The organism is Acidovorax sp. FG48, from assembly GCF_057809085.1.
Map to the genome: position 1 here is coordinate 440,400 of NZ_JBMDJH010000001.1, position 25,817 is coordinate 466,216.

Below are 25,817 nucleotides of genomic sequence, written 5' to 3' on the forward strand. Positions count from 1 at the left end.
AGCCTTACTTCAGCAGCCCTTCAGCCTTCATGGCCGCCTGCACTGCGGGGCGGGCGCCCACGCGTTCGCGGTAGGCCGCCAGGTTGGCCAGGCCGGAGATGTCGAGCTTGGTGGGCTGGGTCCAGTTGGTCACGGTGAACAGGTAGCCGTCGGCCACGGTGAACTGGTCGCCCATCAGGTACTGCTTGCCAGCGAGCTGGCCATCCACCCACTGCAGGCGCTGCAGCAGGCGCTCGCGCACCATGGGCTTGTACTCCTCGGGGGTGGCGGGGTTGAACAGGGGGCTGAAGCCCTTGTGCAGCTCGGTGCCGATGAAGGTCAGCCACTCTTGCAGGCGGTAGCGCGCCAGGGTGCCGTTGGCGGGTGCCAGTTGCTTGTCGGGCACCTGGTCGGCGATGTACTGCACGATGGCCGGGCCTTCGCGCAGGCGCTCGCCGTTGTCCAGCTCCAGCACGGGCACATAGCCCAGCGCATTGATGGTGTAGTAGTCGGTGCCGTCCTGCAGCTTGTGGCTCTTGGTGCTGGCCAGCACGGGGGTGTAGACCAGGCCGGCCTCTTGCAGGGCGATGTGGGGAGACAGGGAGCAGGCGCCGGGGGAGTAGTAAAGCTTCATGGATCGGTCCTTGAAAACAGTCGGGAACCGCCGATCCTATGCGCTGTGCCAGATTCTTGCAGGCGCCAGTGCGCAACCTCGGCGCCCGCTGCGTGGTGCAGCGGGGATGGGTTGCGTCAGCTGTTGTATCCGGGCAGGTCGCGCTGCACCTTGCGCAGCAGCGCGGGCCAGGCAAAGGCGCCGCCCAGGCCGCCGGTCTGCACGCGCATGGCCTGGGCCACGCCGCTCACGATCTGCGGGTTCACCTGCGTCAGCTCGCCGCCCGCTTGGGCATCGATCTGGATGCGGCAGGTGTTCTCGAAGGTGTACATCGACAGGAAGGCGTCGGCAATGGTCTTGCCCACCGTCAGCAGCCCGTGGTTGCGCAGCATGAGGAAATTGGCGTTGCCCAGGTCGGCCTGCAGGCGCGGCTTTTCTTCGTCGCGGAAGGCCACGCCTTCGTACTCGTGGTACGCCAGCGAGCCCAGTACAAAGGTGCTTTGCTGGCTGATGGGCAGCACGCCGCCCTTTTGCGCGCTCACGGCCACGCCAGCGCGGGTGTGGGTGTGCAGCACGCAGCCCGCCTCGGGCCGGGCTTCATGCACGGCGCTGTGGATCACGAAGCCAGCCGGGTTCACGGGGAAGGGCGATTCGTGCAGCTTGTTGCACTGCATGTCCACCTTGATCAGGCTCGACGCCGTGATCTCGTCGAACATGAGGCCGTAGGGGTTGATGAGGAAATGGTGCTCACCCGCGCCCGACACCGACTCGGGCAGCTTGGCGCTGATGTGGGTGAAGACCAGGTCGCTCCAGCCGTAGAGCGCCACCAGGCGGTAGCAGGCGGCCAGATCGCAGCGCAGCTGCCATTCGTCAGGGCTGACGCTGCCCTGCAGCGAGGGGATGTTGAGCATGGGTGGGTGTCTCCGGTGTTGTGGGTGGGAAGACACCACTGTAGGGCGAGGCAGTGGCCGGGTCTGTCAGGCAGGCTACACCCGTGGCCATGTGTGGGGTGTTTTATGCTTCACTATTGATAGCACTAAAGGCAATATTCACTAGCGCTACCAGCCAGTTTGACCCGGTTTTAGGTGTCTATTGCCTTTGGCAGGCTCCACGGGCCGATGTACCTTCCACCGGTCCGTACCCCACATCTGCCAGCGCTCAGCCGGCCTGCGGGATCGGGGCGCGCATGCCCGCGTTCAGCAGGTTCCAAGCGTTGATGATGGCGATGGCAAAGCCCAGGTCGGAAATCTCGGCGTCGGAGAACAGGGCCTTCAGCTTGGCGTATTCGTCATCGCTCGCGTCGCTATGAGGTGTCGCGGTGATGATCTCGGCCCAGCGGAAGGCGGCGCGTTCGCGTTCGCTGAAGAACGGGGCCTCGCGCCAGCCGGCCACGGCGTTGAGATGGCGCGGGTCGGCGCCGTCCTTGACGAGCGCGCTCCAGTGCATGTCCATGCAGTAGGCGCAGCCGTTGATCTGCGAAACGCGCAGGAACACCAGCTCGGCCAGTCGGGTGCCCAGCGGGCCTTTCTTGACGGTTTCAGAGACGTTGACCAGGCCCATGAAGGCCTTGGACGACAGTTGGTGGTAGGGCAGGCGGGCGCTGTGTTGCGACATGGAAATCTCCTGGGTGATGGCAAAGGGTTGTTGATGACGGTGGTGAAAGACGGCGCTGGTGCGGGGCCTTGTGGCGATGTCGCCATGTGGCTGCATTGCCATCTTCCATACCCATCAAGACGCTGCGCCGTGCCGGGTTGTGACAGGAGGCCTGCTTTTTTTCTGCCCTGGCGCGCTTGCCGGGGCTGCCTGCGCAGCGGTTCGCGCGAGTAGCGCTGTCCCCGTGTCTTTACAGCGGCAGCGTGGCGGGGATGCCCGCCAGCTTGTCCGGGTTGCGCACCGCGTAGATGGCCACGATGCGCTCGCCATCGGTCACAAACGCCTGGGCCGACTCGATGCGCCCGTCCACATAGCGCAGCAGGCCCGGCTCGCCGTTGATGAGCGCCATGCGGTAGACCACCTGTGCGCCCAGGCGCCGGAACAGCGCCCAGTACAGGTTGGTGATGCGAAACGGCCCCACCAGCGGCTTGGGGAACGAGGGCACCACACCGCCGCCATCGCCGATGAGCTGGGCGTCTTCGCTCAGCAGCGCCTCGATGGCGTGGCGGTCACCACTCTGGGCGGCTTTCATGAAGCGCTGCAGCAACTGGTGGTGCACGGCCTGCGGCACCTCGAAGCGGGTGCGCGCCTGCTGCACACGCTCGCTGGCGCGGTGCACCATCTGGCGGCAACTGGCCTCGGTCTTGCCCAGCTGGGCGGCGATCTCGGGGTAGTCGTAGTCGAACACCTGGCGCAGCAAAAAGGCCGCGCGTTCCTCGGGCCCCAGCCGCTCCAGCACGTACAGAAAGGCCACCGACAGCTCGCCCGCCAGCTCGGCGGCCGACTCGGGCGTGTGCGCGTCCAGCTCCACCAGCGGCTCGGGCAGCCACCAGCCCACATAGGCTTCGCGCTCGGCCTTGAGCGCACGCAGCCGGTCGATGGACAGCCGCGTGACGATGGTCACCAGCCAGGCCTCGGCCGACTGCAGGGTGCTGGCATCGGTGCGGCTCCAGCGCAGCCAGGCGTCCTGCAGCACATCCTCGGCATCGGCCCGCACGCCCAGCATGCGGTAGGCAATGCCAAAGAGGCGAGGGCGCAGGGTGGTGAAGGGGTCGGTGGTGGTCATGGCAATGGCGGCGTTGGGGTGCTTCAGTGAAGCACAGACGGCGCATACCGGCGGTTTGTGACAGCCTCGCTTGCAACTACTATTTTGATAGCTGCTGGCGCATGTGGCACTAGCGCTTGAGGTCACTTTGGGGCTTGAAACACCTGCATTGCTTCTCGGGGCCCCGCAAGACCGGCTATGAGCGCGGGGCCGGTTGAGTGAGCGATTCCAGCTGCGACAGGTAGTGCAGGGCCTGCGCCTGGTTGCTGCCACACATCTCGGCAGAGGGCATCAGCCCCGCGCACACCGCCGGGCGCTCGGGCTGGCCAAAGATGCGGCAGCGCGCATCGTCCCCCAGCTGAATGCATCGCACCCCCGCCGGCTTGCCCAGCGGCATGCCGGGGATGGGCGAGCTGATGGAGGGGGCAGTGCAGCAGGCACCGCAGCCGGGGCGGCAGTCCACGGGCGGGTCGCCTTATTGGCCGACAGCGGGCTGCAGGCGGCTGGCGCCCCACAGCACCTGGTCCACCACGGCACGCACGCGGTCGCGGTGGGCCGGCTGGATGAGGTTGCCGCTGTCGTCAAACGCGCTGCCGGCCGAGCCCAGGGCAAACGCCTTGGGCGCCAGCCAGCATTCGGCATTGATCAGCAGGGGGGCCAAGTGGCTTTGCGAACGCAGGCCCCCCAGGGCGCCGGGCGAGGCGCTCAGCATGCCCACGACCTTGCCGCGAAAGCTCTTGCCGCCGTCTTGCCAGTCAGGATTGCCCTTGACGGGGCTGGAGGCCCAGTCGATGGTGTTCTTGAGCAGGGCGGTGTAGCTGCCGTTGTACTCGGGCGAGCAGATGATCCAGGCCGGGTGTTGCCAGAGGATTTCCTTGAGGCGGATCACATCGGCAGGCGTGCCCTGGGCTTCGAGGTCGGCGTTGTACAGCGGGATGTTGAAGTCCGACAGCTCCATCAGCGTGACGCTGGCCCCCGCATCGCGCGCGATGGCGGCAGTGGCGTGGGCCAGTTTGCGGTTGAAGGACTGTTGGCGGGTGCTGCCCGCGAAGATGAGAAGTTGGGTGGTCATGCGAACCATTGGAGCACAAAGCCGGGGCAGGAATACTGCAAGCTGCTGACCCCGGTGTGTGGGGGCTGGTGCTTGTTTCACGTGGAACATCTGCCCCAGGCAGCGGGAGCCATCCGCACTGCGGACGGTTGGTGCAGCCGCTGTGCCCAGGGCTTTGCACAAAAAGCATGCAAAGGTGGGAAAATCGCGGGTTTCCCCTTGCACCCTTGCCGCCTTGATGGGCCGGTGGTGGCGCAGCCCGCCGCCGTGCGACCCGCTCTTGTGGGGCCGTCGCAGGACGGCAGACGGTTTTGAATGTCGGGCCCACCGTGGCCCCGGAGCACCCCCATGTTGTACCCCCAGGAATTTGATGTGATCGTTGTCGGCGGTGGCCATGCAGGCACCGAAGCCGCGCTGGCCGCTGCGCGCATGGGCAGCAAAACCCTGCTGCTGACCCACAACATCGAGACGCTGGGCCAGATGAGCTGCAACCCCAGCATTGGCGGTATCGGCAAGGGCCACCTGGTGAAAGAGGTTGACGCGCTGGGCGGCGCCATGGCGCTGGCCACGGACGAGGGCGGCATCCAGTTCCGCATCCTCAACAGCTCCAAGGGCCCGGCCGTGCGCGCCACGCGGGCGCAGGCCGACCGCATTCTGTACAAGGCCGCCATCCGCCGCATGCTGGAGAACCAGCCGAACTTGTGGCTTTTCCAGCAGGCGGTGGACGACCTGATGGTGGAGGGCGACCGGGTGGTGGGTGCTGTCACGCAGGTGGGCATCCGCTTCCGATCGCGCACCGTGGTGCTGACGGCGGGCACCTTCCTGGACGGCAAGATCCACGTGGGCCTGAACAACTACGCTGCGGGCCGGGCAGGGGACCCGCCTGCCGTGTCGCTGTCGGCGCGCCTGAAGGAGCTGAAGCTGCCCCAAGGGCGCCTGAAGACCGGCACGCCGCCGCGCATCGATGGGCGGAGCATCGACTTTTCCAAGTGCACCGAGCAACCCGGTGACGGCATGCCCGGCGGCGTGAACGAGCACGCCGTGCCCGTGTTCAGCTTCATGGGCAATGCGCAGATGCACCCCCAGCAGGTGCCCTGCTGGATCACCCACACCAACGAGCGCACGCACGAGATCATCCGCAGCGGCTTCGACCGCAGCCCCATGTTCACCGGCAAGATTGAGGGCGTGGGCCCGCGATACTGCCCGAGCGTGGAAGACAAGATCAACCGCTTTGCGGACAAGGACAGCCACCAGATCTTCCTGGAGCCCGAGGGCCTGACCACGCACGAGTTCTACCCCAACGGCATCAGCACCAGCCTGCCGTTCGACATCCAGTACGACCTGGTGCGCAGCATGCCGGGGCTGGAGAACGCGCACATCCTGCGCCCCGGCTACGCCATCGAATACGACTACTTCGACCCCCGCTCGCTCAAGAGCAGCTTTGAAACCCGCCAGATCCAGGGCCTGTTCTTCGCCGGGCAGATCAATGGCACCACCGGGTACGAAGAGGCGGCGGCCCAGGGCCTGTTTGCCGGCATCAACGCCGCGTTGCAGTGCCGGGGCGATGCGCCCTGGCTGCCCGGCCGCGACGAGGCTTACCTGGGCGTGCTGGTGGACGACCTGATTACCAAGGGCGTGACCGAGCCCTACCGCATGTTCACCAGCCGGGCCGAGTTTCGCCTGCAGCTGCGCGAGGACAATGCGGACATGCGCCTGACGGAAGTGGGGCGCCAGATGGGCCTGGTGGACGATGCGCGCTGGGATGCCTTCAGCCGCAAGCGCGATGCGGTTTCACGTGAAACAGAGCGCTTGAAGGCCACCTGGGTGAACCCGCGCAATCTGCCTGCCGCCGAATCTGAGCGGGTGCTGGGCAAGAGCATCGAGCACGAGTACAACCTGTTCGAGCTGCTGCGCCGCCCCGATGTGGGCTACGCCAACCTGATGTCCATGGATGGCGGCAAGTACGTATCGGCCGATGTTTCACGTGAAACCCTGGGTGACCTGAGCGACCCTGTGCTGGAGCAAGTGGAGATTGCCGCCAAGTACGCAGGCTACATCGACCGCCAGAAGGGCGAGGTCGAGCGTGCCGCGCATTTCGAGAAGCTGCGCTTGCCGCCCGACCTGGACTACATGCAGGTCACGGCCCTGAGCATCGAGGCCCGACAGGTTCTGAATCGCCACCGTCCGGAAACGCTGGGCCACGCCTCGCGCATCACGGGCATCACGCCCGCATCGATCTCGCTGCTGATGGTGCATCTGAAGAAGGGCGGGTTCAAGGAGTTTGCCGTGGCGCCGGCAACGGCCACCAAGGCAGAAGGCGAAGTGGCAGCATGACGATGTCCGTGAGCAACGACAGCCTGCGCCAGCAACTGCAAGCCGGGGCCGACGCCCTGGCGCTGGGCTTGAGCGATGCGCAGGTCGGGCTGTTGATGGATTTTCTGGCGCTGCTGCAGAAGTGGAACAAGGTCTATAACCTGACGGCTGTGCGCGACCCGCAGGAGATGATGACGCACCACCTGCTGGACAGCCTGGCCGCCGTGGCGCCGCTGCGCAGGCATGTGGCAGGCCTGCAGCAGGGTGGTGCGGTGGCAGCGGTGAAGCTGCTGGATGTCGGATCGGGCGGTGGCCTGCCCGGCGTGGTGTTCGCCATCTGCTGCCCGGATGTGGATGTGAGCTGCGTGGACACAGTGGGCAAGAAGGCCGCGTTCATCCAGCAGGTGGCGGTGGCGCTCAAGCTGCGCAACCTGCATGGGGTGCATGCGCGGGTCGAGACCCTGACATCCCCTTTCGACATCATCAGCTGCCGCGCATTTGCCTCGTTGCCCGACTTCGTCACTTGGTCGCGCAGCGCGCTGGCTGCGCCCCATGGTGCGTGGCTGGCCATGAAGGGCAAACACCCGGATGACGAAATCGCAGCGTTGCCTGCAGATGTGTCGGTGTTTCACGTGGAACAGCTGGCCGTGCCGGGCCTGGATGCAGAGCGCTGCATCATCTGGATGAAGCCCGCCTGAGCGCTTTGGCTGCCAGTCGCTGGCTTTTTCACGGTCATGGCAGGGTGGTCGCGTAAACTCGGCTCCTCACTTCGGGTGCATGCATTCTGCGCACCCATCCAGCACACCGGGAGAGATCATGTTCGGCATCGCAGACTACGGCGCCTTTGTCGCCGCCATTGTGTTGTTCCTGCTCATTCCAGGCCCCGGCAATCTGGCGCTCATCACCTCCACCAGCAAGGGCGGTATTCGCGGTGGACTGGCGGCCACCATGGGTGTGATCGCGGGCGATCAGGTGCTGATGTGGGCTGCGGTAGCCGGTGTGGCCGCGTTGCTGGCCACCTACCCCGCAGCGTTCAATGCGGTGCAGTGGCTGGGCGCGGCCTATCTGGCCTGGTTGGGTTTCAAGATGGTCACGGCCAAGCCGGGCGCGCAGCCGATTCTGAACATCCAGCCCCGTCACTACTTCAAGCAGGCGGGGCTCATCACCCTGCTCAATCCCAAAGCCATCGTGTTTTACATGGCGTTTTTCCCGCTGTTCGTCGATCCGGCCCGCCACCAGGGCATGCTGACCTTTGGCGTGATGGCGGCCACGGTGGCGGCGCTGACCTTTCTCTATGGCCTGGTCGCTGTACTGCTCACGCACTTTCTGGCCGAGCGCATGCGCGCCAATCCCCGCATCGGTCGCGCGCTGGAAAAAGTGGCCGGCATCTTCCTGATCGGCTTTGGCATCAAGCTGGCCATCTCCAAGTAAAACAACGACAACCACCACACGGACCGCACACTCCCCATGGCCAAGATCTTTTGCGTTGCCAATCAGAAGGGTGGCGTTGGCAAGACCACCACCACCGTCAACCTCGCCGCCGGGCTGGCCAAGATTGGCCAACGCGTGCTGATGGTGGACCTGGACCCGCAGGGCAACGCCACCATGGGCTCGGGCGTGGACAAGCGCAGCCTCGACCTCACGGTGTACGACGTGCTGCTCGAATCTGCCTCGGTGAAAGAGGCGGCCGTGCTGTCGGAGAAGTGTGGCTACTGGGTGGTGGGCGCCAACCGCGAACTGGCGGGCGCCGAGGTGGAGCTGGTGACGCTGGAGCACCGCGAAAAGCGCCTCAAGGCCGCGCTGGCCGAGGCGGATGCCGACTTCGACTTCGTGCTCATCGACTGCCCGCCGTCGCTCTCCATGCTCACCCTCAATGGCCTGTGCAGCGCCCACGGCGTGATCGTGCCCATGCAGTGCGAATACTTTGCGCTCGAAGGGCTCACGGACCTGGTCAACACCATCAAGCAGGTGCACGCCAACCTCAACGCCGACCTGCAGATCATCGGCCTGCTGCGCGTGATGTTCGACCCGCGCATCACGCTGCAGCAGCAGGTGAGCGACCAGCTCAAGGGCCACTTTGGCGACAAGGTGTTCAACAGCGTGATTCCGCGCAATGTGCGCCTGGCCGAGGCGCCCAGCTACGGGCTGCCCGGTGTGGTGTTCGACCCGGCCGCCAAGGGCAGCCAGGCGTTTGTCGAGTTTGCCGAGGAGATGGTTGCGCGTGTGAAAACCATGCCCCCAGCCGCAGCCTCCATGGCCAAAATGGCCGCAGGCGCTTGAATGATATGCGCTGCTAGCTATTAAATTGATAGTAATGAAAGCCTCCAACATCCTGCTGCTGCCCGGCTGGCAGAACTCTGGCCCCGACCACTGGCAAAGCCGCTGGGAGGCCGCGCACGGCTACCAGCGCGTGGAGCAGCACGACTGGATGCGCCCGCTGCGCGGCGACTGGTCTGCGCGCCTGGAAGAGACCGTGGCCGATGCCGACGGCCCGGTGGTATTGGCGGCGCACAGCCTGGGCTGCATCCTGACGGCCTGGTGGGCGGCACACACCCGCCATGCGGCCAAGGTGCGCGGCGCGCTGCTGGTGGCGCCGGGCGATGTGGAGCGGCCGGACCTGGCCGCGCAGATCCACGGCTGGGCGCCCATTGCGCGCCAGCCGCTGCCGTTCCCGGCCGTGCTGGTGGGCAGCCGCAACGACCCGTACTGCAGCTTCGAGCGTGCCGAGGGGCTGGCGCAGGCCTGGGGTGCGCGGTTTGTGGACTATGGCGAGCGCGGGCACATCAATGCCGAATCCGGGCTGGGCGACTGGGAAGAGGGGCGGGGCTGGCTGATGCAGCTCGCCACTCCGGCATGAGCCGCTGGGTTTTTTGGCGCAAGCGCCCGCCGGTGATGGCGGACGGCGCTGTCCCTCCACCTCGGCGGGTCACGGCTGACTTCTACTGGCTTGGCGACGCCTTGCAGGTGGTGCTTGCCTGGCTGCTGCCCAGCAGCGCGGTGGTGGTGGGCGCGCTGGGGCAGTTCATGCTGGCCCTCGTGCTGCTCGCGGTGGCCTTCGGTGTGTGGTTGCGCCTGTGGCGCAGTCGCAAGCGGCGCCGCGTGGCGAGCCGCTCCGCACTGTGACGTTTTGAACCCTGGCCAACGACCCATGACCAAGATCAGCCTGTCTGCCCTTGCCGACCAACTGCCCCGCGCCTGGAACTCCACGGTGGTGGGCCGCGCTGCGGGTGCCAACCTCAAGGTGCTGCGCATGGATGACGCGGCCTACCCCGACGAGTCGCACGACTTTGACGAAGCCCTGCTGGTGCTGGACGGCTGCATGCGCCTGGACCTGCAAGGGCAGGTCACCGAGGTGAACGCGGGCGAGGTGTTCATCGTGCCCGCAGGCGTGCCCCACGCCGTGGCGCCCGGCAGCCGCGGCACGCTGGTCATCATCGACCGCTGATTCTTCCCCCTTTCCTTTTTCCTTTCGCGAGACGCATTTCATGGTCACCAAAAAACCCAAGGGCCTCGGCCGAGGCCTGGAAGCCCTGCTGGGCCCCAAGGTCGAAGACAAAGTGGAACAGGCCCAGGCCGCCGAAGCGGGCCTGCCCAGCAGCCTGCCGCTGTCCGAACTGGTACCGGGGGTGTACCAGCCGCGCACGCGCATGGACGAGGGCGCGCTGTACGAGCTGGCCGAGTCCATCAAGGCCCAGGGCATCATGCAGCCCATCCTGGTGCGGCGGCTCACGGGCGGGGAGCACGCGGGCAAATACGAAATCATCGCGGGCGAGCGGCGCTTTCGCGCCTCGCGCCTGGCGGGCCTGGCCGAGGTGCCGGTGCTGGTGCGCGATGTGCCCGACGAGTCGGCCGCTGCCATGGCGCTCATCGAAAACATCCAGCGCGAAGACCTCAACCCGCTGGAAGAAGCCCAGGGCCTGCAGCGCCTGGTCAAGGAGTTTGGCCTCACGCACGAGCTGGCCGCGCAGGCGGTGGGCCGCTCGCGCAGCGCCGCCAGCAACCTGCTGCGCCTGTTGAACCTGGCCGAGCCGGTGCAGACCATGCTGATGGCGGGCGATATCGACATGGGCCATGCGCGCGCACTGCTGTCGCTGGACCGCGCCGCACAGATCACGGCCGGCAACCAGATCGCGGCCAAGAAGCTGTCGGTGCGCGAGGCCGAGGCGCTGGTCAAGAAGATCGGCGCCGAGTTCAGCCTGGTGCCGCAAAAGCCCCAGAAGGAAAAGTCGCGCGACTTGAAGCGTGTGGAAGAAGAGCTGTCGGACCTGCTGATGGCCGAGGTCGAAGTGCGCGTCAAAAAGCGCGTCAAGCGCAACGGCCGGGTGGAGGACATGGGCGAGCTGGCGATCCAGTTCGGGTCGCTGGAGGCGCTCAACGGGCTGATCGACCGCCTGCGCGGCTGACCCGCTCGTCGCTCCGGGGCGCGGCGTTGTCGCCGCGCAAGATGGCGTGAAATAGCGCACAGAAACGGTTTCCACAAGTAACTTGCACGGGCAAAATGCGTCCTTGCGGGGCCTACACTGCGCTGCGTTCAACACACCCGGGTTGACCGCAAGGCCTCTTCACAGGGCGGCGACAAAGCCGCTTTGCGGCCCACGATGGTTTGCCGGGTGATCCACGTATCTCCTGGAGCAGACCCGATGACAACCCCTTTGCGCTACCTGACCCCCGCCTGCCTGGCCGCCGGCCTGTGCATTGCCAGCCTGGGCGCCCACGCCCAAACCACCAAGGCTCCCAAGGTGCAGCTGTGGATGGACCTGTCCACCGGCACCATGGCCGGCATGCCCGAGATGGACAGCCTGCCCGGTGGCGGCGGCATGCTCGGCGGCCTCATGGGGGGCATGGGCGGCGGCGCAGCGCCGGGCATGGGGGGCGGCAGCAACACGTCATACGGCAACGCACGCGCCATGTCCATCATGCCGCCGCGCGTTATTGATATCGCCTTGCACAACAGCCTGCGCCCCGGCGTAGAAGCCAGCCAGTCCATCCCGCCTGGCATGCGCATGGGCGAGTCCCTGCCTCTGATCCCCCCGCGCGCCCAGCCCACCCAGACCGAGCCGGGCGAAGTGCCCCGTGAGTACCAGCAACAGCAGCCCAAGGGCCGAATCCTGCTGTACTGGGGCTGCGGTAGCGCGGTGCGTGCGGGCCAGCCCCGCGTAATCGATCTGGCGCGTGCCAAGCCCTCCGACTACGCGCAGGCCTTTGCAGGCCGCGCCGTGCCCGACCGGGGCCCGCGCGTGGGCCCGGCCTATGCGCTGTACCCCAACGAGCGCAACCAGGTCAGCCTGTCGCGGGACAGCTCGGTGGTGGGCGAGCACCAGGTGCGGGGCGACGGTGTGCCTGCCTCGATGAAGTTCACGCTGGGCGCGGCGCAGGACCTGATGCCCGCCATCGACCTGCGCACCACCGGCAAGCCGCAGGACAGCATGGGCACCAGCTGGCAGCCAGTGCGCAATGCGCGCGCCTACTACCTGCACGCCATGTCGCAAAGCGGGGACGACCTCATCATGTGGTCCAGCGCCGAGACGCCCGACACCGGCATGGGTCTGTTCGACTACCTCTCGCCCGCCACCATCGACCGCTGGCTCAAGGAGCGAGTGCTGCTGCAGCCCGAGACCACGCAGTGCGCGATCCCCCAGGGCATCTTTGCTGGCGGCGGGCGCGATGCCACGCCCATGCTGCGCATGATGGCCTACGGTGGCGAGAGCCACATCGTGTATCCACCCCGTCCGGCCGACCCCAAGGCCGCGTGGGAGCCTGAATGGTCGGTGCGCGTGCGTGTGAAGTCGCACACCATGGCCATGCTGGGCGAGGAGATGCAGGGGCGCCGTGGCGGCATGGGCGCAGCACCCACTGCACCGTCGGGCGGCACAGGCGCTTATTCCAGCGGCATGGGTGGTGCGCCCGCAGGCCAGCCGCCCGCAGGCGACGGCGGCACGGAGGCAGGCAACGTGGTCAACCCCGTCAATCTGCTGCGCGGCATTTTTGGCCGCTGAGAACGGAGAACCATGCTCGCCCTGCGCATGCCCTGGCCCCTGCCCGCACTGGCGGCGTGGGCTTGCGCGTGGCTGATCTTTGTGGCGCTGCAGCGCGCGGTTCCACCGGTGGCCGCCTTTCTGGTGGCCTGCCTGCTGGGTACGGCTGCCAGTGTGCTGGGCGACAGCTGGTGGCGGCGCGGGCTGATTGCCGCCGGGTTCCCTCTGTCGCTGGCGCTGCTGGGGGCGGCCAGCCTGCCCACGTGGGCGTGGCTGGTGCCGCTGTCGTTGTTGTTGCTGGTCTACCCGCTCAATGCGTGGCGCGATGCGCCCCTGTTTCCCACACCGCGCCACGCGCTGCAGTCTCTGGCCGTGCAGGCACCGCTGCCGCTGGGCGCGCGCGTGCTCGATGCAGGCTGTGGCCTGGGCGATGGCCTCAAGGCCCTGCGCCATGCCTACCCGGCCGCCCAGCTGGACGGACTGGAGTGGAGCTGGCCGCTGCGCCTGCTGTGTGCCTTGCGCTGCCCTTGGGCCCGGGTGCAGCGTGCCGACATGTGGAAGGCCGACTGGAGCGCCTACCAGATGGTGTACCTGTTCCAGCGGCCCGAAAGCATGGCCCGCGCGGCCGCCAAGGCCCAGGCCGAACTGGCGCCCGGCGCCTGGCTGGTGAGCCTCGAGTTTGCGGTGCCCGGCTGGCTGCCCAGTGCCCAGCTGCGCGCGCCCGGTGGTCGGGTGGTGTGGCTGTACCGCATGCCGCGCCAGCCGCAGGAGGGATGACATGCACACCACGCAATCCATGCGCCCGCACCTGTGTCCGTCTGTGTCGCAGGCCCCACACGGTTACAGAAAAGATACAAGCTTTTGCTACATTGCGCGGCTGGCTACAACCCCATACACAACAACCAAGAAACTCACAGCCAGAGGGGGTCGCACACAGCACGTAACCGCGCCGGGAGGGGGCGCACGGGCTGCCGCACCCGCCTTTACCGGACTTCCACCACGCACGCCGTATTCGCTGCACCCTCCTTTGGGCGGGGCTGTTGCGTGGCTGCGCGTGGGAAGCGCGGGGTGTTTCTGGTGAGCAACCGACCGATCTGCAAGGAGCATCCATGACCGCCCACCCATCCCGTTTCCGTCCGCGCCTGCTGTGGGTGCTGGCGCTGAGCGCTGCCCTCACCGGCTGCGCCACCATGCAGAGCCACGACAAAACGGCCACCGACATGCAGACCGCCGGGCGCAGTGGCGGCATCCCCGCCGCGCTGGCCAGCCTGGAGAGCACGGCCAAGACCGAAGAAGAAAAAACGGCGCTGCTCTTCAACATGGAGCGCGGTGAGCTGCTGCGCATGGACCGCCGCTACCCCGACAGTACCAACGCCTTCCTGCTGGCCGACAACAAGGTCAAGGAATGGGAAGAAACCGCCAAGACCAACCCCTCCAAGCTGATGGGCACCGTGGGCGCGGCCCTGGTGAGCGAGCGCCTGAAGGTCTACGAAGGCCAGGACTATGAAAAGGTGTGGCTGACCACGCGCCTGGCGCTCAACCGCATGGCCGTGGGCGATTTTGAAAACGCCCGTGTGGACATCAAGCGCACGCACGAGCGCGAAGCCATCATTGCCGAGTTCCGCGCCAAGGAAACCCTGGCGGCCGAAGAAGAGGCCAAGTCCAAGGGCGCCACCTCGGGCGGCAAGGAGCTGAATGGCTACCCGGTCGAAACGCTCAACGACCCCGAAGTGCTGGCCCTCAAGAACGGCTACTCCAACGCGCTGTCCCACTACCTGGCTGGCTTCCTGTACGAAATGCTCAACGAGCCTGGCCTGGCTGCGCCCGGCTACCGCAAGGCCATCGAGCTCAAGCCTGACACCCCCGTGCTGGAAGAAGGCCTGCGCGGCCTGGACAACCGCACCGGCTTCACCTGGAAGCGCCGCCAGCGCATGACCGACGTGCTCTTCATCGTCGAGGCCGGTGACGCGCCTGCACGCAAGCCCAAGGCCTTCACCATCCCCGTGCCCACCGGCCGGGGCATGGTCACCGCCAGCATTTCGTACCCCGTGATCGAGCCCTCCAAGGACGCCCCCCTGACGGTGGTGTCGGCCGCCGGCACCGACCTCAAGCTCGAAAAAGTGGTGGACGTGAACGTGATGGCCCGCCGTGCGCTCAAGGACGAAATGCCCGGCATGGTGCTGCGCGGCTTCACCCGCGCTGTGGCCAAGGGCGTGCTGCAGAACGAGCTGCAAAAGCGTGGCGGCCTCATCGGCGGCCTGATTGGCGCCGCAGCCTCGGTGGCCACCGAGCAGGCCGACGACCGCATGTGGCGCATGCTGCCCGGTCGCGTGTATGTGGCCCGTGGCTACCTGCCCCCTGGCGAGCACACTGTCTCCATCAACGGCCGCCAGTTGCCCCAGCCGATCAAGATCGACGGCCAGTACGCCCTGGTGCCGCTGCGCATGTATGACAACAGCGTGCTGATCGGCGACGTGGCCATGCTGGGCCAGCTGCCCACGGTGGCGGCGGCACCCCAGCCGGCCCCTGCAGCCGCTGCTGCGGCGCCTGCCGCTCCGGTGCGCACCACCAACAACAACCGCGCCCGCACCGTCCCGTCGTCCACCGTCAAGCCCACGGCCGCCCAGCCCGCTGCAGCCGCCAAGAACTGACCCCTGTTTCTGATCCCATTCAAGGAGCCTCTGGCATGAGAACCCGTTTTGTCCCCGCCGCGATCCCCGCAGTGCTGTGTGCGGCCCTGATGACCCTGGCTGGCAGCGCCAGCGCCCAGCTGCATGACCCCGCCACACCGCTGGCCGTGGCCGCCAAGGTGGCCTTGCGCGGCGAGGCCAACAGCATCGCCGTGCGCGAGATGCGCATCGTGCGCAAGAACGACATCCTGGTGGTGCAGGCCGACATGGCCAACATGGGCCGCACCGACCGCACCGTGTTCTACCGCTTCAAGTGGCTGGACAACGTGGGCAACCAGGTGGGCGACGGCGAGTCCTGGAAGCAGATGACCGTGCTGGGCCTGGGCCAGCAGACCGTCAAGAGCGTGGCGCCCACCAGCGCCGCCGTGGACCTGCGCCTGGAAATGAATGTGGAGCCGCGCTGATCGCGCCGCGCCAATCCCTGTTTGAGTGAGGAGTAAAACCATGACAACCAAGAACCGCATCCAGCGCAGCGCGCTGATCCTGGCCTTTGCGGCCAGCACCCTGGCCCTGTCGGCCTGCCAGAACCTGTCCTCGCCCACCGTGCGTTTTGACCGCCAGGTCAACTACGGCGATGCCAAGGCCGTCGAGTTGGTGACCAACGAATTCGGCTCCACCGACCTGCAGATGATTGCCGAGAAGATGACTGGCGGCCTGCTCGAAACCGGCATCTTCCAGGGCCGTCCCACGGTGACCATTTCCACCGTCAAGAACAAGACCAGCGAGTACATCGACACGACCAACGTGATGAACTCCATCCAGACTGCGCTGGTCAAGTCCGGCAAGGTGCGCTTTGTGCGCTCCATCAACGAGATGCAGGCCGGTGTGGACGAGCTGCAGCGCCAGAACCAGAGCGGCCTGTACAAGCAGGGCACCACCGCCAAGGTCGGCCAGATGACCGCCGCCAAGTACAGCATGGAAGGCGAGCTGACCAGCATCGTCAAGCAGAACAACACGACCAAGGACGTGTACTACAAGTTCACGCTGAAGCTGTTTGATGTGCAGGAAGGCACGATCGAATGGCAGGACGAAAAGGAAATCCGCAAGACAAGTAAGCGGTGACATCCCCCTGAGGCGCTGCGCGCCTTCCCCCTTCTCTCGGCTTCGCCGGGAAGGGGGACGCCGCCAGTGCGGCGGGGCGCCCCTTGCACGGCGGCAGCTGGCCTGGGTCGCGCCAGTTTCGAAGGATGTCGGTGCTGAAGCCGCATCGCTCGATGAATTCATGACTTTCCGTTAGCTCACAAGGAGCACACCATGCAACGCAGAATCACCCTCCACACGGCCCTGGCCGTGATTGCGGCCACCACGCTGGCCTGGGGCACGGGCGCCCAGGCGCAGCAGCCCGGCGCCGCGCCCAAGATCGCCGTGACCGACCTGGCCTACGCCCAGCGCGTGTCCGAGTACTTCATGGCCGGCACCTATCAGCGCAGCAGCCAGATGAGCGCCCAGGGCAGCCAAGGCGGCAGCCATAGCCACGGCATGTACGGCGGCGGGGGCTCGTACTCCGGCCAGCAGTCCATGCAGGCCTCCGAGCAGGCCAGCGGCACCTATGTGGCGGGCCGCTACAGCTACATCGAACAGCGCGAGCTGGGTGGCTACACCAACGACATCAAGGGCGCCATCCTGCAGGGCACGTATTTCCGCCTGGTGCAGGGCAAGGGCTTTGACGCAGGCAAGCCCCAGCCCAGCAAGGCCGAGCAGGTGCTCAACCAGGTGCAGGGCGGCAAGATGGCCACGCCCCAGGCGCAGCCCCAGGTCAACGATGTGATCACCCGCATCAAGAAGGGTGAGTTCAACGGCGCCGACTACGTGCTGTTTGGCGTGGTGTCCAGCATCGAGTTCACCGATGCGCTCTCGCCCCTGCAGGGCACCACCAGCGCCACGCGCCAGTACGGCCTGCAGCTGCTGGCCGACTTCTCGCTCATCAACACCAAGACCTACGAGATCAAGGCCGCGTTCTCCGCCCAGGGCGAAGGCAACGACACCAAGATCCTCTCGATCCGCGGCGACATTGCGCCCCCCAACCGGGCCAAAGTGATGCGCGAAACCTCGCTGTCGCTGGCGCAGGACGTGTACCAGCAGCTCGCGGTGCAACTGGGCTACACCGATGCCAACCTGGCGCGCGGCGTGCGCCCACCGGTGGTGTACCAACAGGGCGGCCAGCCCATGCCCGTGCCGCAACCGCAGCAGCCTGAGCAGGTGCTGATCCTCAAGTAAGCCGCCGTGCGCCCCACCGTGCACCCGCAGCCCTCGCGGGCCCCGGCCCGTGCGGTGCCTGCCCTCCCCAAGGCCAGCCCAGCGCTGGCCTTTTTTGCGTCTGCCGTCCTGGCCTTGACGCTGGCTGGTTGCGTGGCCCCCCACGCACATGGGGGCGCGAGTGCGGCACAGCCGGACCCTGTGATGCCCGCCATAGAACAGGGCCTGGCGCCGGGCGCTGGATTTATCCAGCGGGCCGTGCCGGGCGTGGGCGGCGCTGTGCTCAAGACCCTGCAGCGCGCGGAGCGTACCGCGCCGCTGCGCTACCGTGTGATCGTCATCCCTGGCTCGGGCTGCGCGGGCATGGGGCCCATCGCGGACCGCTACTTTGCCGGCCTGCTGCACGCGCAGGTGCTGGTGCTGCACAAGCCGGGCGTAGACCCCGGAGCCCGCACCGCCCCCGCCGACTGCCCGCACAGCTTTGTCTCGCTGGACCGGCATTCCACTTGGCTCGCACACGCCCGTGCGGCCTTGCGTGCCGATGCCCTGTTGCTCCAGGGGCAGCCCGCGCTGCCGCAGCTGCTGGTGGGCATCTCTGAAGGGGCCGAGCTGCTGCCTGCACTGGCGCCTGAGGTGCCGCACCTGGCCGGATTGGTGCTCATTGGCGCCAGCGGCCTGGACCCGCAGGACGCTGGGGCGCTGCAGGCCCGCCGCGTGGGCGCAGAAGGCGACTGGGCCGCGCTGGGGCAACTGGTGGCGGGTGCCCCGCACGACAGCGTGGTGGTGCAGGGGCGCAGCCTGGGTTACTGGCGCGACCTGTGGAACTGGCCGCTGACCCTGCCCCTGCTGCAAGGTCCCTGGCCGCTGCTGCAGGTGTGGGGCAGCGACGATGCGCTGGTGCCCGCCGTGGCCTACACACGTTTTGCGGAGCTGGCCGCCTTGCGCACCGCGCCCTACTGTGCGCGGCGCATCGACGGTGCCGACCACGGCCTGCAGCGTGCCGCCGCAGGGATGGACGGCGTGCAGCAGGTGTGGGCCTGGACCGAGCAATGGGTCCGTCAACCGGCCGCCGGGCTGTGTGCGCCGCTGCTAGGTGCACGGGGCAGCGCCCCGCCTGCGCAGTAACTCCCACCGGGCCTTGTCAGGCCCCGGGATGCGCCGTCGCAATTTCGGGTATCGCCGTGTTTTGACACCGCCGCGAAAGATCGCTGGTGAGACAGTCGACAGAGGTGCTCAAGGCACTGTGTAAATCTGCGCAAAAGTGCCCCGTTCCAGCATCTCGCTGGACGATGCGCCGTATCCCGCGAACACTTGGGTACCGCGCAGGCCCGACACGTCGGCCGCCATGAGGATGGGCACCATGTGGCTGCCCAGGGTGGCCGTGCCGGTGGCGGGCAAGGTCCCTGTGATGAACGGGACCCATCCTCCGGGCGAGAGCGCGAACAGCCCCGCGCCAGGCACCAGTGCCGCCACGTACAGCGCTCCTGGCCGTCCGGCATCGGAGGCCGCTACCTGGATGGCCGCCCATAGATTCAGCTGCTGCGATGGGCCAGAGACCGATGCTGAAAATGCGGGCGTTGCTGCCGTGTAAGGCACCCGCGCGCTGTCGGCATCAAAGCCGGGCCGCTCCATGATGGGGCTGAGGTCCACCGCCTCGAAGGCGGTGTGCGGCACGGTTTGCACCTGCGAGATGGTGGCGTCGCTCCACTGGTGGCTGGGGTCGCCCGTGATGTACATGTCAGACCCGCCATCGGCGATGTACATGCCGTAGGTCTTGAGCGCCCGCAGGATGGCCCGGGCTTGCACCGTGTAGGTCTCGGGAACGGGGTAGTCTGCCCGCAGCCGAAACAGCTGGCCCATGGGGGGCTTGGTGGCGGATGCGTCCCCGTTGCGTGTGAGATGCCGGGCGGGCCAGGCGTAGCTGGTGCGAATCTTGTGGCTCTGGATGGTGAAGCGAAGCGCATGGCGGATGTCGCCCGCGCTGGCTTCATCGGCCTTCAACAAGAGCGGCAGCATCGGAAACCCGGCGGCATCGGCCGAGGTCCAGCCTTCGGGCCGCAGGGCGTTGGAGCGCAGGTCAAAGGCGGCGCTGCTGTAGATGTCCCAGCCGCCGTCGGGCCGTGTGTAGCTCAGGTAGCTTTCCCACAACATGCAGGTGTCGGTGTCCACGGCCAGGATGTGGTGGTCGTTGTAAACCGCCTTGTTCCCGCTGATGCCGCCCTCTACCAGCGGTTGGAGCGGAATTGGCAGCCGGGCTGGCTCGCGCAGACCGGTACAGGGCCGTGCCAGGCTGCCGTCGCTGCGTGCGCAGTCGCTCTCGTCGGGCGCGCCGTCGCCGTCAAAGTGCACCGAGGGCCATGTAAAGCCGCGGCCTTGCACCACGTTGTACGGGATACCCCAGTACTCGGGGCTGCGCATGTCTTCGGTCTGGCCCAGGTCCAGGTGCAGACGCCGGGGCGTGCTGCTGATGGTTTGCAGGAACGCCGCTGACTGCGGGTGTACCGGCAAGTTGTCGATGGGCGTGTTGAAGAGGTGATCTGGCGGCAGCACCGGGCAGTTGCCGATGAGCGGTGGTCCGGCCATGGTCAGCGGCACCAGGGCGGCCGATAGGCAGGCTAGGGTTGCACGTGCGAACTTCATGGGGTCTCCGGCCGAGGGGGAGGCAACAGCCTCCGGACCGTCGGGTATAGCGCAAACCCTAGCGGGATTCCAGGGGCATCGCGTGACAGCCTGTTACTTGCCTGCCGGAGTCAGGGCCGGGGCCGGTACATCCTGAACAACTGCTCCGGCCCTACCGTGAAATAGTCCGCCGGGCCGCCGCCGCGCAGGATGTGCCCCGCATTCGCGGTGTCGTAGACGCCGTCTTTCAGCAGTGCGGTGTCGATGTGCATGGCCACCACCTCGCCCAGCACCAGCCAAGTGTCCACCGGGGCCCCGTCCACCCCCTGCAGCTGCAGGATCTGCGTGCTGCGGCATTCAAAGGTGACCGGGCTTTCGGCCACGCGCGGCGGGCGCACGCGCGTGGAGGGCAGGGGGGTGAGGCCGGTCAGGTCGAACTCGCTCACTTCAGGTGGCACGGCGGCGCAGCTCTGGTTCATCACCTCGGCCAGGTCGCGGGTGGCCAGGTTCCACACAAACTCGCCCGTGGCCTGCACGTTGCGCACCGTGTCTTTGTACCCAATGCTGGCAAAGCCCACGATGGGCGGCACGTAGTTGAAGGCATTGAAGAAGCTGTAGGGCGCCAGGTTGGTGGCGCCTGTGGCGCTTTGCGTGGAGATCCAGCCAATGGGGCGCGGCCCCACGATGGCGTTGAACGGGTCGTGCGGCAGGCCGTGGCCCTGGCGGGGTTCGTAGCTGTGGAAGGTGCGTGGGGGCTGTGGCGTGGTCATGGACTCGGCAGGGTGGGGCGATAACAGACCATCACCTTAGCGGCAGTTGCGGCGCACTGCAGCCACTGGGGCATCAGGATGCTCTTTTTTTGATAGCTGTCCAGGCATGTGCTTCTGGCGCATAGCGGCAATATGAGCCGATATGAGGCAAGCATGGGCCTGCAAAGCCTGTACAGAACTTGGCGCATGAGGCCCGGCGCTACGGCTGCACGCACCGCACGGGACTACGGGACCACGGCCGCTGGCTGCTGCTGCCCCAGAAACCGCCCCGGCGGTTGTCCCACCGACTTGCGCACCATGGCGCTGAAGGCGCTGGGGCTGTAGCCCAGTTCGGCGGCGATCTGGCCCATGGGCATGCGCCCGGCGGCCAGCGACACGGCCTTGGCCAGGATCACCTGCTGGCGCCACTGGGTGAAGGTGCTGCCTAGCTCGGAGCGGAACAGGCGCGCCACGGTGCGCGGGCTGGCGCCGGTGTCCTGCGCCCAGTCGGCCAGGGTGTCGTGGCGCGTGGGGTCGGCCAGCACGGCTTCGCAGAGGTGGCGCAGGCGCTTGTCCTGGGGCAGGTCCACGCCCAGCTTCACGGCGGCGGCGCGGGCCAGTTCGCCCCTGACCAGGGCGCTCAAATGCTGTTCACGCCGCAGGTCGGCGGGGCTGATCGCGGGGCCACCGTCGGGCGCGGTGGGCATTTCGCGCACCAGGGCACGCAGCAGGTCGGACACCTCCAGCACGCGGCACTGGCGCCAGGCGTCTTCCTGGTCGCGCGGCACGCCGGGGCCGCAGCGGCCCCGGGGCTGGTGGAAGTACAGCGTGCGCAGGTCGGCGTCTTCGACCATGGTCACGGCATGCTCCACACCGGGCGGAATCCACAGCGCGCGCGATGGCGGCACGATGTAGGTGCCGTGGTTGACCGTGAGCCGGATCACGCCCGTGGTCGATATCGCCACCTGCGCCCACGGGTGGCTGTGCGGCATCACCTGCGTGTCGGCGGCCAGCCAGCGCAGCTTGGCGCGCACCGGGCGCGCGGCGGTGGGCACAAACAACTCGGGTGTGAGCGAGTCCACGTACGACATGCCGCGCGGCTTGCCAGCGGGGGCGCGGGGCACGACCGGGGCCGCAAGGTGCTCCACTCCCGGTTCGGCGGGCGCAGCGGGTTCGGTGGGCGGATTTGGCATGTTTACGATAAAAGTTGTCTGCCTATCGTAAACCTGCCGAGGCCATGCTGCCTAAGATCGAGCCCATGACTGCTTCCACCTCCGGCGCTACCGCCACCACTGCCAACCCCGTCCCCCTGCGGCAGGACGCCCGCACCATCGGCCTGATCGGCCTGGCCCACGGCAGCTCGCACTTCTTTCACATGCTGCTGCCGCCGCTGTTTCCGTGGCTGATTGGCGAGTTCGGCTTCAGCTATTCCGAGCTGGGCCTGCTGGTGTCGGTGTTCTTCGTGATCTCGGGCGTGGGACAGGCGCTGTCGGGCTTCCTCGTGGACCGCGTGGGCGCGCGGCCGGTGATGTTTTTTGCGCTGTCGAGCTTTGCGGCCGCGGGCCTGGCGGCAGGCACGGCGCAGGGCTACACGGGCCTGCTGCTGGCGGCGGCTTTGGCCGGGCTGGGCAATGCGCCGTTCCACCCGGTGGACTTCACGATTCTGAACAAGCGCGTGTCGCCACAGCGCCTGGGGCATGGCTTTTCGGTGCACGGCATCAGTGGCAACCTGGGCTGGGCGACGGCGCCGGTGTTCATGGCGGGCATTGCCACGGCCACGGGCTCGTGGCGCACGGCCTGCCTGTGCGGCGGCCTGCTGGCCCTCACGGTACTGGCCATCATGGTGTGGAACCGCGATGCGATTGACGACCGGCAGGGCGCCTGGGCGCACCAGGCCAAGGGCGGTGGCGGTGCGGCGGCGGAGAAGCCCGAGCACCCCATGGCCTTCCTCAAGCTGCCCTCGGTGTGGCTGTGTTTCTCGTTCTTCTTCTGGAGCACCTGTGCACTCAGCGCCATCCAGAGCTTTGCCAGCCCGGCGCTGCAGTCCATGTACGGCCTGCCGCTGAGCGTGACGGCCATGGTGGTCACGGGCTACATGCTGTGCGGCGCGGCGGGCATGCTGGTGGGCGGCTTTCTGGTGGGCCGTGTGCAGCGGCTGGAGAAGATCATCTCCGTGTGCCTGCTGGGCTCGGCCGCGTTGCTGGTGGTGGTGGCCTCGGGGCTGCTGCCGGGCATGGTGGCGCTGGTGGTGGCCTCGGTGGCAGGGCTGGGCACAGGCCTGGCCGGGCCTTCGCGTGACATGCTGATCAAGCGCGCTGCCCCCCCCGGCGCCACGGGCCGCGTGTATGGCACGGTGTACTCGGGGCTGGACCTGGGCTTTTGCCTGGCGGCCCCGGTGTTTGGCGCCATGCTGGACCACGGCATGACGGCGGGCATCTTCTACGGCTCGGCCGTGACCCTGGGCCTGAGCGTGGTGTCGGCGGCCCTGGTGGGGGTGGGCGTGGCCGCACGGGCGGCGCGGCCTGTGCCTGCGGCGGCCTGAAGGGTCCGGGGGGGAGGGGATACGCACGGCGGCCAGCACGCCGCGCGGGCCTGTGTTGCAATCGCGGTCGGTGGCGCCGGGGCCCTGGTTGCAGGGCCTAGTGTGGTGTTGCACGCTATCTGGCACTTAAAAACCGCGTCTTTTCGGCCAGGGCTGCGTTGCAAATCCTCGCGATACCTCCGGGTATCGCTGCGGTTTGCGCCTTGCCCTGACCAAAAATCCATCGGTTTTCAATGTGCCATCCAGCGCGCAACACCACACTAGAGCGGCGCCCTTTGTTTTCAACACACTTCCAGGACCTCGCCCATGACGAACCCCATGTACAACGCCAGCATTCCCGTCTTTCGCCAGATGCTGGGCTCGCTCCAGGACATCCTGGCCAAGACCGAGGCCCATGCCACGGCCCGCAAGATCGAGCCCGACGCGCTGCTGCAGGCCCGCCTGTTCCCCGACATGTTCCCCATGGCCCGCCAGGTGCTGATCGCCTGCGACTTTGCCAAGGGCGTGGCCGCGCGCCTGGCCGGTGTGGAGGTGCCTTCGCTGCCCGACGCCGAGCGCCCCGGTTTTGCCGACCTGACCGAGCGCATCAGCACCGTGCTGGCGTTCATCGACAGCCTGCCGCAGGCCGCGTTTGCCGAGGCCGCCACGCGCCAGATCACCATCCAGCCCGGCACGCCGCGCGAGAAGCAGTTTGTGGGCGAACACTACCTGCTGCACTACGGCCTGCCCCAGTTTTTCTTCCACGTGAACGCCACCTACGCCATCGCCCGCCACAACGGCGTGGAGCTGGGCAAGCGCGACTACATGGGCAAGTTCTGACCCTGGGCCCTGTCCCGGGGCGCCAAGGTGCCCCGGGGGCTGCCGTGTGGGGCCAGGCATGCAGATATGGGCCAAAATGGCCCGTAGCGCCAGTGAAACATGCCTGAGGTGCTATCAAATTGGTAGTATTGGACACGACGCCCAGCGCGGACAAAAAAGACAACGGAGACCCGACCCATGCCTACCCCCCGTGCCACACCACGTACCCTGCCGACCCTGGCACTGGCCGGCGTGATCGGCCTGCTTTCGGCCTGCGCGCCGGTGCCCCCGCAACCGCCCGCCTCTGCGCCGGTGAGTGCGGCGGCCGATGCTGCGCCAACGACTACCCCGTGCCCCAAAGACCTCGCGCCCATCGCCCGCTGCCTGTCGGGCAAGGACTCGGCCGGTGCGTATTACCTGGTGGCGGTGCCGCAGCAGTGGAACGGCCACTTGGTGCTGCACGCCCACGGCGGCCCGGCCCTGGGCGCGCCGAAGATGGAGCGGTCGGTGGAAGACCTGGAGCGCTGGGCCATCATGGTCCGCGCCGGGTACGCCTGGGCGGGCAGCACCTTCCGCCAAGGCGGTGTGGAGGTGCGTGCCGCCGCCGAGGACACCGAGCGGCTGCGCCAGATCTTCGTGCGCCATGTGGCGCAGCCGCAGCGCACCATCCTGCACGGCCAGTCCTGGGGCGCCAGCGTGGCGGCCAAGGGGGCCGAGATGTTCACCACCGCGGCCGACGGCAAGCGCCCGTATGACGCCGTGCTGCTCACCAGCGGCGTGCTGGCGGGCGGCACGCGCTCGTACGACTTCCGCACCGACCTGCGCGTGGTCTACCAGTACCTGTGCAACAACCACCCCCGGCCCAACGAGGCGCAGTACCCGCTGAACATCGGCCTGCCTGCCGACGCGGCGATGACGCAGGCGGACCTGGCCGCGCGCGTGAACGAATGCCTGGCGCTGAACAAGCCGGTGGCCGAGCGCACGCCCGAGCAGCAGCGCAAGATCAAAACCATCGTGGATGTGATCCGCATCCCGGCCAGCTCCATCCAGGGCCACATGAACTGGGCCACCTTCCACTTCCGCGACGTGGTGCAGCTCCGCACGGGAGGCGCCAGCCCATTTGGCAACCGGGGGGTGCAGTACCGCGGTTCGGCTGACGACGCCGCGCTGAACGCCGCCATGCTGCGCTACCGGGCCGACCCCGCTGCCGTGGCCCGCTTTGCGCAGGACACAGACCTGACCGGCCGCATCCCCGTGCCGGTGCTCACCGTCAAGGGCGTGGACGACCCCACGGCCTTTGTCGAGCTGGACGCGGCCTTCCGGGCCACCATGGCGCAAGGCGGCAGCGCGGAGCGCCTGGTGCAGACCTTCACCCGGCACAACACCCACAGCTACCTGAGCGACCCCACCTACCCCACGCTGATGACCGCGCTACTGCGCTGGGTGGACGAGGGCGCCAAGCCCACGCCCGACAGCATTGCCCAGCAGTGCCCGGCCAACGAGGCGCGTTTTGGCAAGGGCTGCGCCTTTGTGCCGGCCTATGTGCCCAAGCCCTTGAGCAGCCGCGTGGCAGACCGCGACCGTCCCTGAAAAG

The 25,817-nt window shown here is 67.4% G+C and carries 27 protein-coding genes; 18 read left to right on the top strand and 9 right to left on the bottom strand.

Annotation, left to right across the window (positions count from 1 at the left end; genetic code table 11):
* Positions 1 to 4: 4 nt before the first annotated feature.
* From gstA to ACODSU_RS02040, 6 genes are all read right to left on the bottom strand, one after another.
* Positions 5 to 613 (bottom strand): glutathione transferase GstA, encoded by a 609-nt coding sequence (gene gstA, locus ACODSU_RS02015; RefSeq protein ID WP_488839668.1) that lies wholly within the window; start codon positions 611 to 613, stop codon positions 5 to 7.
* 116 nt (positions 614 to 729) lie between these two features.
* The gene (locus ACODSU_RS02020) at positions 730 to 1,503 is read right to left on the bottom strand and encodes a class II aldolase/adducin family protein (protein ID WP_488839670.1); all 774 of its coding nucleotides are present in this window, start codon (positions 1,501 to 1,503) and stop codon (positions 730 to 732) included.
* Positions 1,504 to 1,750: 247 nt separating this feature from the next.
* Positions 1,751 to 2,206: a carboxymuconolactone decarboxylase family protein gene (locus ACODSU_RS02025; RefSeq protein WP_488839672.1), complete on the bottom strand. Its 456-nt coding sequence runs from the start codon at positions 2,204 to 2,206 to the stop codon at positions 1,751 to 1,753.
* A gap of 229 nt (positions 2,207 to 2,435) precedes the next feature.
* A complete protein-coding gene (locus ACODSU_RS02030; protein ID WP_116748474.1) occupies positions 2,436 to 3,311 on the bottom strand; it encodes an RNA polymerase sigma-70 factor in 876 nt (291 codons plus the stop codon).
* 175 nt (positions 3,312 to 3,486) lie between these two features.
* A complete protein-coding gene (locus ACODSU_RS02035) occupies positions 3,487 to 3,753 on the bottom strand; it encodes a YkgJ family cysteine cluster protein (protein WP_015011915.1) in 267 nt (88 codons plus the stop codon).
* Between the two features lie 12 nt (positions 3,754 to 3,765).
* Entirely contained in the window at positions 3,766 to 4,362 is a 597-nt protein-coding gene (locus ACODSU_RS02040; protein ID WP_488839675.1) for an NADPH-dependent FMN reductase, read from the bottom strand.
* 327 nt (positions 4,363 to 4,689) lie between these two features.
* On the opposite strand from ACODSU_RS02040, the gene mnmG reads away from it, so the two are divergent.
* The 15 genes from mnmG (at position 4,690) to ACODSU_RS02115 (ending at position 18,640) form a co-directional block, all read left to right on the top strand.
* A complete protein-coding gene (gene mnmG / locus ACODSU_RS02045; RefSeq protein ID WP_488839677.1) occupies positions 4,690 to 6,675 on the top strand; it encodes a tRNA uridine-5-carboxymethylaminomethyl(34) synthesis enzyme MnmG in 1,986 nt (661 codons plus the stop codon).
* Positions 6,672 to 7,352, top strand: coding sequence for a 16S rRNA (guanine(527)-N(7))-methyltransferase RsmG (gene rsmG / locus ACODSU_RS02050; protein WP_488839679.1), 681 nt, complete (start codon positions 6,672 to 6,674; stop codon positions 7,350 to 7,352). The genes mnmG and rsmG overlap by 4 nt, the downstream gene beginning before the upstream one ends.
* Positions 7,353 to 7,470: 118 nt before the next feature.
* The gene (locus ACODSU_RS02055; RefSeq protein ID WP_291471770.1) at positions 7,471 to 8,085 is read left to right on the top strand and encodes a LysE family transporter; all 615 of its coding nucleotides are present in this window, start codon (positions 7,471 to 7,473) and stop codon (positions 8,083 to 8,085) included.
* Positions 8,086 to 8,121: 36 nt separating this feature from the next.
* The gene (locus tag ACODSU_RS02060) at positions 8,122 to 8,934 is read left to right on the top strand and encodes a ParA family protein (RefSeq protein ID WP_488839681.1); all 813 of its coding nucleotides are present in this window, start codon (positions 8,122 to 8,124) and stop codon (positions 8,932 to 8,934) included.
* A 34-nt stretch (positions 8,935 to 8,968) separates the two neighbouring features.
* Positions 8,969 to 9,511, top strand: coding sequence for an RBBP9/YdeN family alpha/beta hydrolase (locus ACODSU_RS02065; protein ID WP_343734109.1), 543 nt, complete (start codon positions 8,969 to 8,971; stop codon positions 9,509 to 9,511).
* Positions 9,508 to 9,777, top strand: a complete 270-nt coding sequence (locus ACODSU_RS02070; protein WP_110960595.1) for a hypothetical protein — start codon at positions 9,508 to 9,510, stop codon at positions 9,775 to 9,777. Before ACODSU_RS02065 ends, ACODSU_RS02070 begins: the two co-directional genes overlap by 4 nt.
* A 25-nt stretch (positions 9,778 to 9,802) precedes the next feature.
* Positions 9,803 to 10,099, top strand: coding sequence for a cupin domain-containing protein (locus tag ACODSU_RS02075; protein WP_116748482.1), 297 nt, complete (start codon positions 9,803 to 9,805; stop codon positions 10,097 to 10,099).
* Between the two features lie 40 nt (positions 10,100 to 10,139).
* Positions 10,140 to 11,057 (top strand): ParB/RepB/Spo0J family partition protein, encoded by a 918-nt coding sequence (locus tag ACODSU_RS02080; protein ID WP_110960593.1) that lies wholly within the window; start codon positions 10,140 to 10,142, stop codon positions 11,055 to 11,057.
* Between the two features lie 237 nt (positions 11,058 to 11,294).
* Positions 11,295 to 12,650, top strand: coding sequence for a hypothetical protein (locus ACODSU_RS02085; RefSeq protein ID WP_488839683.1), 1,356 nt, complete (start codon positions 11,295 to 11,297; stop codon positions 12,648 to 12,650).
* A gap of 12 nt (positions 12,651 to 12,662) precedes the next feature.
* Positions 12,663 to 13,406: a class I SAM-dependent methyltransferase gene (locus tag ACODSU_RS02090; protein WP_488839685.1), complete on the top strand. Its 744-nt coding sequence runs from the start codon at positions 12,663 to 12,665 to the stop codon at positions 13,404 to 13,406.
* A gap of 332 nt (positions 13,407 to 13,738) precedes the next feature.
* Complete coding sequence (locus ACODSU_RS02095) at positions 13,739 to 15,280, top strand: COG3014 family protein (RefSeq protein WP_060984338.1); 1,542 nt, start codon at positions 13,739 to 13,741, stop codon at positions 15,278 to 15,280.
* Between the two features lie 35 nt (positions 15,281 to 15,315).
* Positions 15,316 to 15,723, top strand: a complete 408-nt coding sequence (locus tag ACODSU_RS02100) for a YcfL family putative periplasmic lipoprotein (protein WP_015011927.1) — start codon at positions 15,316 to 15,318, stop codon at positions 15,721 to 15,723.
* 40 nt (positions 15,724 to 15,763) lie between these two features.
* Positions 15,764 to 16,381 carry a penicillin-binding protein activator LpoB gene (gene lpoB / locus ACODSU_RS02105; RefSeq protein ID WP_110960591.1) on the top strand — a complete coding sequence of 206 codons (618 nt, stop codon included), beginning with the start codon at positions 15,764 to 15,766 and terminating at the stop codon, positions 16,379 to 16,381.
* A 192-nt stretch (positions 16,382 to 16,573) separates the two neighbouring features.
* Positions 16,574 to 17,536, top strand: coding sequence for a hypothetical protein (locus ACODSU_RS02110; RefSeq protein WP_056056992.1), 963 nt, complete (start codon positions 16,574 to 16,576; stop codon positions 17,534 to 17,536).
* 183 nt (positions 17,537 to 17,719) lie between these two features.
* A complete protein-coding gene (locus ACODSU_RS02115; RefSeq protein ID WP_488839688.1) occupies positions 17,720 to 18,640 on the top strand; it encodes an alpha/beta hydrolase in 921 nt (306 codons plus the stop codon).
* Between the two features lie 108 nt (positions 18,641 to 18,748).
* Here ACODSU_RS02115 and ACODSU_RS02120 read toward each other — a convergent pair whose 3' ends face one another.
* The 3 genes from ACODSU_RS02120 to ACODSU_RS02130 all read right to left on the bottom strand — a co-directional run bounded on the left by ACODSU_RS02120 (position 18,749) and on the right by ACODSU_RS02130 (position 22,076).
* Positions 18,749 to 20,155: a hypothetical protein gene (locus ACODSU_RS02120; RefSeq protein ID WP_488839690.1), complete on the bottom strand. Its 1,407-nt coding sequence runs from the start codon at positions 20,153 to 20,155 to the stop codon at positions 18,749 to 18,751.
* A gap of 110 nt (positions 20,156 to 20,265) precedes the next feature.
* Positions 20,266 to 20,904 carry a flavin reductase family protein gene (locus ACODSU_RS02125; protein WP_488839692.1) on the bottom strand — a complete coding sequence of 213 codons (639 nt, stop codon included), beginning with the start codon at positions 20,902 to 20,904 and terminating at the stop codon, positions 20,266 to 20,268.
* Positions 20,905 to 21,128: 224 nt separating this feature from the next.
* Positions 21,129 to 22,076 (bottom strand): AraC family transcriptional regulator, encoded by a 948-nt coding sequence (locus ACODSU_RS02130; RefSeq protein ID WP_488839694.1) that lies wholly within the window; start codon positions 22,074 to 22,076, stop codon positions 21,129 to 21,131.
* A 65-nt stretch (positions 22,077 to 22,141) separates the two neighbouring features.
* Between ACODSU_RS02130 and ACODSU_RS02135 the strand changes: the two genes are divergently transcribed.
* The 3 genes from ACODSU_RS02135 (at position 22,142) to ACODSU_RS02145 (ending at position 25,813) form a co-directional block, all read left to right on the top strand.
* Positions 22,142 to 23,425: an MFS transporter gene (locus ACODSU_RS02135; RefSeq protein ID WP_488839696.1), complete on the top strand. Its 1,284-nt coding sequence runs from the start codon at positions 22,142 to 22,144 to the stop codon at positions 23,423 to 23,425.
* A gap of 306 nt (positions 23,426 to 23,731) precedes the next feature.
* Positions 23,732 to 24,244 (top strand): DUF1993 domain-containing protein, encoded by a 513-nt coding sequence (locus ACODSU_RS02140; protein ID WP_488839698.1) that lies wholly within the window; start codon positions 23,732 to 23,734, stop codon positions 24,242 to 24,244.
* Positions 24,245 to 24,421: 177 nt separating this feature from the next.
* On the top strand, positions 24,422 to 25,813 hold the full coding sequence (locus ACODSU_RS02145; RefSeq protein WP_488839700.1) for an alpha/beta hydrolase: 1,392 nt from the start codon (positions 24,422 to 24,424) through the stop codon (positions 25,811 to 25,813).
* Positions 25,814 to 25,817: the final 4 nt, after the last annotated feature.

Bases quoted from the DNA above. Each gene is read 5' to 3' on its own strand.
- gstA (WP_488839668.1), bottom strand. From the start codon at position 613: ATGAAGCTTTACTACTCCCCCGGCGCCTGCTCCCTGTCTCCCCACATC.
- ACODSU_RS02020 (WP_488839670.1), bottom strand. From the start codon at position 1,503: ATGCTCAACATCCCCTCGCTGCAGGGCAGCGTCAGCCCTGACGAATGG.
- ACODSU_RS02025 (WP_488839672.1), bottom strand. From the start codon at position 2,206: ATGTCGCAACACAGCGCCCGCCTGCCCTACCACCAACTGTCGTCCAAG.
- ACODSU_RS02030 (WP_116748474.1), bottom strand. From the start codon at position 3,311: ATGACCACCACCGACCCCTTCACCACCCTGCGCCCTCGCCTCTTTGGC.
- ACODSU_RS02040 (WP_488839675.1), bottom strand. From the start codon at position 4,362: ATGACCACCCAACTTCTCATCTTCGCGGGCAGCACCCGCCAACAGTCC.
- mnmG (WP_488839677.1), top strand. From the start codon at position 4,690: ATGTTGTACCCCCAGGAATTTGATGTGATCGTTGTCGGCGGTGGCCAT.
- rsmG (WP_488839679.1), top strand. From the start codon at position 6,672: ATGACGATGTCCGTGAGCAACGACAGCCTGCGCCAGCAACTGCAAGCC.
- ACODSU_RS02055 (WP_291471770.1), top strand. From the start codon at position 7,471: ATGTTCGGCATCGCAGACTACGGCGCCTTTGTCGCCGCCATTGTGTTG.
- ACODSU_RS02060 (WP_488839681.1), top strand. From the start codon at position 8,122: ATGGCCAAGATCTTTTGCGTTGCCAATCAGAAGGGTGGCGTTGGCAAG.
- ACODSU_RS02065 (WP_343734109.1), top strand. From the start codon at position 8,969: ATGAAAGCCTCCAACATCCTGCTGCTGCCCGGCTGGCAGAACTCTGGC.
- ACODSU_RS02070 (WP_110960595.1), top strand. From the start codon at position 9,508: ATGAGCCGCTGGGTTTTTTGGCGCAAGCGCCCGCCGGTGATGGCGGAC.
- ACODSU_RS02075 (WP_116748482.1), top strand. From the start codon at position 9,803: ATGACCAAGATCAGCCTGTCTGCCCTTGCCGACCAACTGCCCCGCGCC.
- ACODSU_RS02080 (WP_110960593.1), top strand. From the start codon at position 10,140: ATGGTCACCAAAAAACCCAAGGGCCTCGGCCGAGGCCTGGAAGCCCTG.
- ACODSU_RS02085 (WP_488839683.1), top strand. From the start codon at position 11,295: ATGACAACCCCTTTGCGCTACCTGACCCCCGCCTGCCTGGCCGCCGGC.
- ACODSU_RS02090 (WP_488839685.1), top strand. From the start codon at position 12,663: ATGCTCGCCCTGCGCATGCCCTGGCCCCTGCCCGCACTGGCGGCGTGG.
- ACODSU_RS02095 (WP_060984338.1), top strand. From the start codon at position 13,739: ATGACCGCCCACCCATCCCGTTTCCGTCCGCGCCTGCTGTGGGTGCTG.
- ACODSU_RS02100 (WP_015011927.1), top strand. From the start codon at position 15,316: ATGAGAACCCGTTTTGTCCCCGCCGCGATCCCCGCAGTGCTGTGTGCG.
- lpoB (WP_110960591.1), top strand. From the start codon at position 15,764: ATGACAACCAAGAACCGCATCCAGCGCAGCGCGCTGATCCTGGCCTTT.
- ACODSU_RS02110 (WP_056056992.1), top strand. From the start codon at position 16,574: ATGCAACGCAGAATCACCCTCCACACGGCCCTGGCCGTGATTGCGGCC.
- ACODSU_RS02115 (WP_488839688.1), top strand. From the start codon at position 17,720: ATGCCCGCCATAGAACAGGGCCTGGCGCCGGGCGCTGGATTTATCCAG.
- ACODSU_RS02120 (WP_488839690.1), bottom strand. From the start codon at position 20,155: ATGAAGTTCGCACGTGCAACCCTAGCCTGCCTATCGGCCGCCCTGGTG.
- ACODSU_RS02125 (WP_488839692.1), bottom strand. From the start codon at position 20,904: ATGACCACGCCACAGCCCCCACGCACCTTCCACAGCTACGAACCCCGC.
- ACODSU_RS02130 (WP_488839694.1), bottom strand. From the start codon at position 22,076: ATGCCAAATCCGCCCACCGAACCCGCTGCGCCCGCCGAACCGGGAGTG.
- ACODSU_RS02135 (WP_488839696.1), top strand. From the start codon at position 22,142: ATGACTGCTTCCACCTCCGGCGCTACCGCCACCACTGCCAACCCCGTC.
- ACODSU_RS02140 (WP_488839698.1), top strand. From the start codon at position 23,732: ATGACGAACCCCATGTACAACGCCAGCATTCCCGTCTTTCGCCAGATG.
- ACODSU_RS02145 (WP_488839700.1), top strand. From the start codon at position 24,422: ATGCCTACCCCCCGTGCCACACCACGTACCCTGCCGACCCTGGCACTG.